Below are 6,172 nucleotides of genomic sequence, written 5' to 3' on the forward strand. Positions count from 1 at the left end.
CGGCGGACCGGCCGATTGACCGCTGTCATGCAGCTTGGTTTCAGGATTTCCTTGCAGCAGCCTCGTTTAATGCCGCTAATGTTTGCAGCATGTAATCGACCAGCTTCGGAAGATCCCCCATCTGTTCCTCGTGAATTTTCCGTGAAAACCCGATTTCAATGGTGCTGAGATAGCGCACAGGCTTCTCCCCATACATAAAGCCGACGGTCTGGATCGGCTGAACCTCCGGCTCCCATATACGCTGCACAATCTCGGCCATCACCGGACAGCCGGCCTCAACATCTTCGATCGTTTGGGTGAAGCGAAGCTTCAGCGCACATCCCGGTGTCTCATCAGGGATTTCCAAAATTTCAGCGGCTAAATCCTGCACCCCCGCTTCCAGTACAATCTCGGCATAGGTTTCGTGTTGACCGGTCAACTCGAATTGCAGCACGAAGCTTCTGGACATGACGGCCATGTTCAGTAGATCGGAGCGGCCCGTGACAAGCACTTTTTTGTCGAGATTATCCAGATCGTAAACGATATTCTCTATGCCTACTTTTAAATTCTCAAATACAGTCGGGTCAAACATCCGGACACATCCTTGTCGCTTATAATCCAGCAGAAGGGGCTGTCGATACGGTATCGTCGATACTATATCATATCTGATTGTGCCGGAAAATAACCCCATGCTGATCCAGATGCTAACTCTTCTACGACAGCGATGTCGAAGGGGGCCATCGCCCGTCCAAACCAAAGTGAGGTTGATCTGGAACGAACGGTAGAGTATACTCAAACGGTAAAATAAATTTTACTTACGCGAAAAAAAGAGGTGATCGTGTGACAAAGCCAGGTGTGTATATCATTAAAACGCATGAGCAGCTGAAGGCCATCGCTGACCCGCTCCGAACCCAAATTCTCATGAAGCTGGTGAAGGATGCTTACACCGGGCAGCAGCTGGCGGAGCTGCTTGGCATCGCACGCCATAATATTTACTTCCATCTCAAAGAGCTGGAGAAGCATGACATCATTCAGATCGTGCACAAGGAAGAGAAGAACGGCATCGTGCAAAAATACTACCGGGCTGCGGCGAGCCGCTTTATTCCGGAGGATCATTTGCTGCCCAGCATGGACCTTGTCGAGACGTCGCGCCAGGTATTCCTGGAGACGGTCGAGGGAACCCGCTCGCGAATTGAGCTGGCAGACCCGGCCGCATTTGCGCTTGACAGCTCGAATGAGCATTGTCGCAAAAACATTGCCGCAACCTATCAGCTTCATACAACACAGGAGCGCTTTCATGCATTCGTGGAGGAGTTCAGGCAGCTGCTGGACAAGCACTTTACGACAGCTGCCAAGGATCATCCCATGGATCAGGAGCGATCCGAAGAGACCCAGAAGCCATACTATTTGAGCTTGATTGCCTTTCAGGATGAGCATGGGAGCGACCGTTCCTGAAGGTGTTGGTAAACCTAAGACAGCTATGCGTTGTAAGGATGAACTGAAGCAAAAAAAAACGAGGGGGACGATACAATGAACACCACGGCTTACGACATCGTCATGGATGATCCCTGGTTCACGGTAACCAGGCTGGATGAGACGACATATGCCATTAGCGAATACGGCCACTGGGAGAAGGTGCACTCCTATCTGCTCCTTGGCAGCGAGCGGGCAGCGCTCGTGGATACCGGACTGGGCATAGACAACATCAAGCGCATCACCGATCAGCTGACAGATCTGCCGATTGTTGTGCTGACCACGCATGTGCATTGGGATCATATCGGCAGCCACGGGCAATATGCGGAAATCTATGTGCATGAAGCCGAGGAAGAATGGCTTCTCCATGGCATTCAGGGCCTGTCTATTGAGCAAATCCGCAAGGATGTATCCAGGGATATTACCAGACCGGTGCCGGATTCCTTCCAGCCGGAGTTGTATACGCCATATCAAGGCAAGCCTGCTGGCCTGCTGCGTGAGGGGGATGTGATCGACCTGGGGGGCAGACGGCTGACGGTGTACCATACGCCGGGTCATTCGCCGGGCCATATCACCGTCCTGGATACGAGCCGGGGATACCTGTTCACCGGAGATTTGCTCTATGACGAGACGCCTGTCTATGCATTCTTCCCGACAACAAGCCCGGAGGATCTCGTTCGCTCGCTTGAGAGGATATCAGAACTGCAGGGCATTACCCGCATATTCGGCGCCCATAACCGGATCGGCCTTCCGCCATCCCTGCTGCAAGTGGTGAAGGAAGCGGCTCAGCAGCTGCGGGCCCAGGATCTTGTCCGTTTCGGTACCGGCATTCATCGGTTCGACGGATTCTCTGTGCAATTCTGATATCCTCCGCTTGCTCAAGAAACAAGCCGCTGATCATTCAAGTTGTCTTGAACCGTCAGCGGCTTGAATTGTATGGGGCTGGCACTGGCATGATGCAACGTCCGGCGCTGAGGAAGGCACCTTAGTCCATCGTTCTGCCGTAATAAATCTCATCCATCTCCAGCTTGAGGCGGTCGGTAATTTCCTGCTGCTCCTGCGGGGACAGCTTGTCCTTCGTATAACCGAACAGATAGTTGTCCAGATCAAACTGCTTGAGCTTGCATTTGGTATGGAACAGCTTCTCCTGATACACGTTAACATCGATCATATCGTACTGGTCCTTCACTTCATCGGGAATATAGTTCTGGATGGAGCTGATCTCATGATCGATAAACAGCTTATCGCCGTTAATGTCCCGGGTGAAGCCGCGGATTCGGTAGTCGATTGTCATAATGTCGGTATCAAAGGAGTGGATCAGGTAGTTGAGCGCCTTAAGCGGGGAAATTTCCCCGCAGGTAGATACGTCAATATCGGCCCGGAAGGTGCTGATGCCTTCATTCGGGTGATACTCCGGATACGTATGGACCGTAATATGGCTTTTGTCCAGCTGCAGCACAATATTGTCTGGCAGAGGCCCTGGCGATTCCTCATAGGACTCTTCCGGCACCTCGACGACAGGCCCCTCGGATACAAGCACAGTTACGCTTGCGCCTTGAGGCACGTAGTCCTGCTTGGCCACGTTCAGCACATGGGCGCCGATAATTTCAGAGACGTGGGTCAGAATGCTGGTAAGCCTGTCGGCATTGTACTGCTCGTCGATATATTCGATATAAGCTTCACGCTCTGCCTTCGTTTTTGTATAACAGACATCATACATATTGAAGCTGAGTGATTTCGTCAGGTTGTTGAATCCATGCAGCGTAATCCGCTGTTCAGGTGAATAGTCCATATGAAATCCCCCTTGCGGTTAATGGTTAATATGCCATTTCGAGTACCTATTGTTTCCGAAAACAGGCTTTCTTAGTCCAGGGATGGGACTCTCTTAGGCATACATAAGTTTATAACCGAAATCGAGGAGGGAGTAACAGAACAGCGTATTTGGAAAAAGCTGACCCCTCTGTTTATGAAGCTTTAAATTCCATCAGCGCGATGACAATAGCCACAAGGATGTCACCGTAAAACCGCCGTGCGGCCACCATACCGATTACGTTAACGGTAGAACACAAATGTTGGGCATCTGTCTCGATTCCTTTATTCGATTATTGGCAGCAGAGAATGCCTTCCCCTGATTCCATCCGGGACTTCAAACTTGTGAGCATATCTTTCCAAGCCTCAACATGCCACTTTCTGGCTGCAAGCCAGTCGGCGGAATCCTTCCATCCGTCATGGCGAAGCGTTACCCGTGTCCCATCCTGCTGGGGCTCCAACCCAACTTCAACCGAGGTGAGCTGCCCGCTGTGGTTCATCGTTTCCGCGAACGGATCGGGTCCCTTCCACTCAAAGATCAGCAAATGCGGTTCCTCTGCCTTCAGGATGGTGCAGCCGGAGGTGCTCATGCTGCTTGGATTCGCAGGGTTGAAATATAGTTCGAATCTCCCTCCTTGCCAGGGCTCGATAACGGCGGCAGGCGCAAACCATTCCTTTATGCGATCGGCTTCTGTCCATGCGCGCCATACGAGGGATATATCTGCCTGGATATGTGTTTCCTGTGTGATAACCATTCGTAATTCCTCCATTCATAACAATAGCTTGGGGTGGATCGTAATGTTCTTTGCCTGCATTTCATTATAACGGTTCCGTGCCCCCAAGAATTCTTCTACTTTGCGGAAGTTGCAGCGTTCTTCTCAATCAGCAGCAGCGGCAGAGTGACGACGATGGGCGGATCGTTTTATTGTTTTTCCTGCCCGACTCGGTTGCTCATTCGATGAAACACCATTAAACTTAAAGGATGACCGGTTTTGATAAGGAGTTTTTATCCATGAATGTGGAAGCCAGGAGCAATGAATTGATGAATATGGACACCGCGAAGGAAATTTTGCAGCGGTATTACGGGTACCCGGACTTTCGGGAGGGGCAGAAGAAGATTGTGGACAGCCTGCTCCGTGGACGGGATACACTTGGAATTATGCCGACAGGCGGAGGCAAGTCGATCTGTTATCAGATTCCGGCACTGATGCATCCTGGCCTGACGCTTGTTATATCGCCGCTGATCTCACTGATGAAGGACCAGGTGGATGCGCTGACGACCGCGGGTATTTCTGCGGCTTATATTAACAGCACGCTCAGCGGCAAGGAAGTGAATGAACGGATTCGGGCCGCGAAGCGAGGAGACTTGAAGCTGCTGTATGTCGCGCCGGAGCGGCTGGAGCTCGACTGGTTCCGGGAGGAGATGGCCGGCCTTGACATCTCGATCGTCGCTGTGGATGAGGCCCACTGCGTATCCCAGTGGGGACATGATTTCCGTACAAGCTACCTGGCGGTAGCACCGTTTGTCGACGCTTTGCCGCAGCGCCCGATTGTGGCCGCCTTTACGGCGACGGCAACGCCAGAGGTTATGGAGGATATGCAGCGTCTCCTTCAGCTTGATCAGCCGCAGGTGTTCGTTACAGGTCTTGGCCGGGACAATCTGGAGATGTCGGTGCTGCGGGGGGAGAACAAGCGCGAATTCATTATGGATTACGCCGCTTCCCATGCCCATCAGTCAGGCATTATCTATGCTGCAACCCGCAAGGATGTGGACGATTTATGCCAGCGACTGCAGGCGCAGGGCATCGCCGCCGGGCGGTATCATGCAGGCATGAGCGATGCGGAGAGGGCAGAGAGCCAGGAGGCGTTCCTGTATGATGATATTCGCGTCATTGTAGCGACGAATGCATTCGGTATGGGGATAGACAAGTCCAATGTTCGTTACGTCATCCACTACAATATGCCGAAAAATATGGAGTCCTACGTTCAGGAGGCAGGCCGCGCGGGCCGGGACGGTGAACCGAGCCAGTGCATCCTGCTGTTCAGTCCGCAGGACATCATCACCCAGAAATTTCTGATCGAGCAAAATCCCCAGGATTCAGAGCGCAAGCATAACGAATACCGGAAGCTGCAGCAGATGATCGATTACTGCTACACCACCCGCTGCCTTCGCAGCGCGATGCTGGATTACTTCGGGGAAGCCCATGACGACAAGCCATGCGGCACATGCAGCTCCTGCACGGACGATCGTGAGCTGATCGATATCACGGTCGATGCACAGAAGATCTTTTCCTGCATTCACCGCATGCGCGAACGGTTTGGCGTGTCGACCGTCGCTGCGGTGCTGAAAGGCTCCAGAGCGAAGAAGGTGCTGGAATACGGGTTTGACCGGTTGCCTACCTATGGAGTGATGTCGGGCCGCACGGAAAAGGAAATTGCCGAAACGATCAATGTGCTCGTATCCGAAGGATACCTGACATTAACGGAAGGGCAGTACCCGGTAGTGAAGCTTCAGAGCGCCGCGGCCGAGGTGCTGCGGGGGCAGAAGGAAGTCATGCAGCGTGTGCCGAAGCCTTCCCGCACGAAAGCCGGGCAGCGGAGCGCAGGGCGGCGTGATTACTCGCCGTCTGCGGTCAATGAAACGATATTTGAGCAGCTGCGCCTGATCCGCCGCGAGCTTGCAAGCAAAGAGCATGTGCCGTCCTACATCATTTTCAACGATGCAACGCTGCGGGAGATGAGTGTCGTTTGCCCGCAAACGGAACAGGAGATGCTGGGGATTAAAGGGGTCGGGGAGATGAAGTTTCGCAAATACGGCCAGCCGTTCCTCGATTTTTTCCAGAATCAGTCAGGCAGTGGCGGAGATGAGCCTGTTTATGAGTTTTGAGATAAGGGAGCACCGAGCCCACCC

6 protein-coding genes are annotated in these 6,172 nt (G+C 52.8%); 3 read left to right on the forward strand and 3 right to left on the reverse strand.

Annotated features, from left to right (window positions below):
• Window positions 1-40: 40 nt before the first annotated feature.
• A complete protein-coding gene (locus CHH67_RS09330) occupies window positions 41-571 on the reverse strand; it encodes a hypothetical protein (protein ID WP_095264897.1) in 531 nt (176 codons plus the stop codon).
• 248 nt (window positions 572-819) lie between these two features.
• On the opposite strand from CHH67_RS09330, the gene CHH67_RS09335 reads away from it, so the two are divergent.
• The gene (locus CHH67_RS09335; protein WP_244908137.1) at window positions 820-1,434 is read left to right on the forward strand and encodes an ArsR/SmtB family transcription factor; all 615 of its coding nucleotides are present in this window, start codon (window positions 820-822) and stop codon (window positions 1,432-1,434) included.
• Window positions 1,435-1,509: 75 nt separating this feature from the next.
• On the forward strand, window positions 1,510-2,316 hold the full coding sequence (locus tag CHH67_RS09340) for an MBL fold metallo-hydrolase (RefSeq protein ID WP_095264898.1): 807 nt from the start codon (window positions 1,510-1,512) through the stop codon (window positions 2,314-2,316).
• Between the two features lie 121 nt (window positions 2,317-2,437).
• Here CHH67_RS09340 and speD read toward each other — a convergent pair whose 3' ends face one another.
• Together speD and CHH67_RS09350 are read right to left on the reverse strand one after the other, a co-directional pair.
• A complete protein-coding gene (gene speD, locus CHH67_RS09345) occupies window positions 2,438-3,244 on the reverse strand; it encodes an adenosylmethionine decarboxylase (RefSeq protein ID WP_095264899.1) in 807 nt (268 codons plus the stop codon).
• 310 nt (window positions 3,245-3,554) lie between these two features.
• A complete protein-coding gene (locus tag CHH67_RS09350) occupies window positions 3,555-4,016 on the reverse strand; it encodes an SRPBCC family protein (RefSeq protein WP_095264900.1) in 462 nt (153 codons plus the stop codon).
• Window positions 4,017-4,273: 257 nt separating this feature from the next.
• Here CHH67_RS09350 and recQ point away from each other — a divergent pair, with 257 nt between their 5' ends.
• Window positions 4,274-6,148 (forward strand): DNA helicase RecQ, encoded by a 1,875-nt coding sequence (recQ, locus tag CHH67_RS09355; RefSeq protein WP_095264901.1) that lies wholly within the window; start codon window positions 4,274-4,276, stop codon window positions 6,146-6,148.
• The last annotated feature ends 24 nt before the right edge of the window (window positions 6,149-6,172 follow it).

Origin of the sequence: Paenibacillus campinasensis, from assembly GCF_002272015.1 — a bacterium.
GTDB classification, from domain to species: domain Bacteria; phylum Bacillota; class Bacilli; order Paenibacillales; family Paenibacillaceae; genus Paenibacillus_AQ; species Paenibacillus_AQ campinasensis.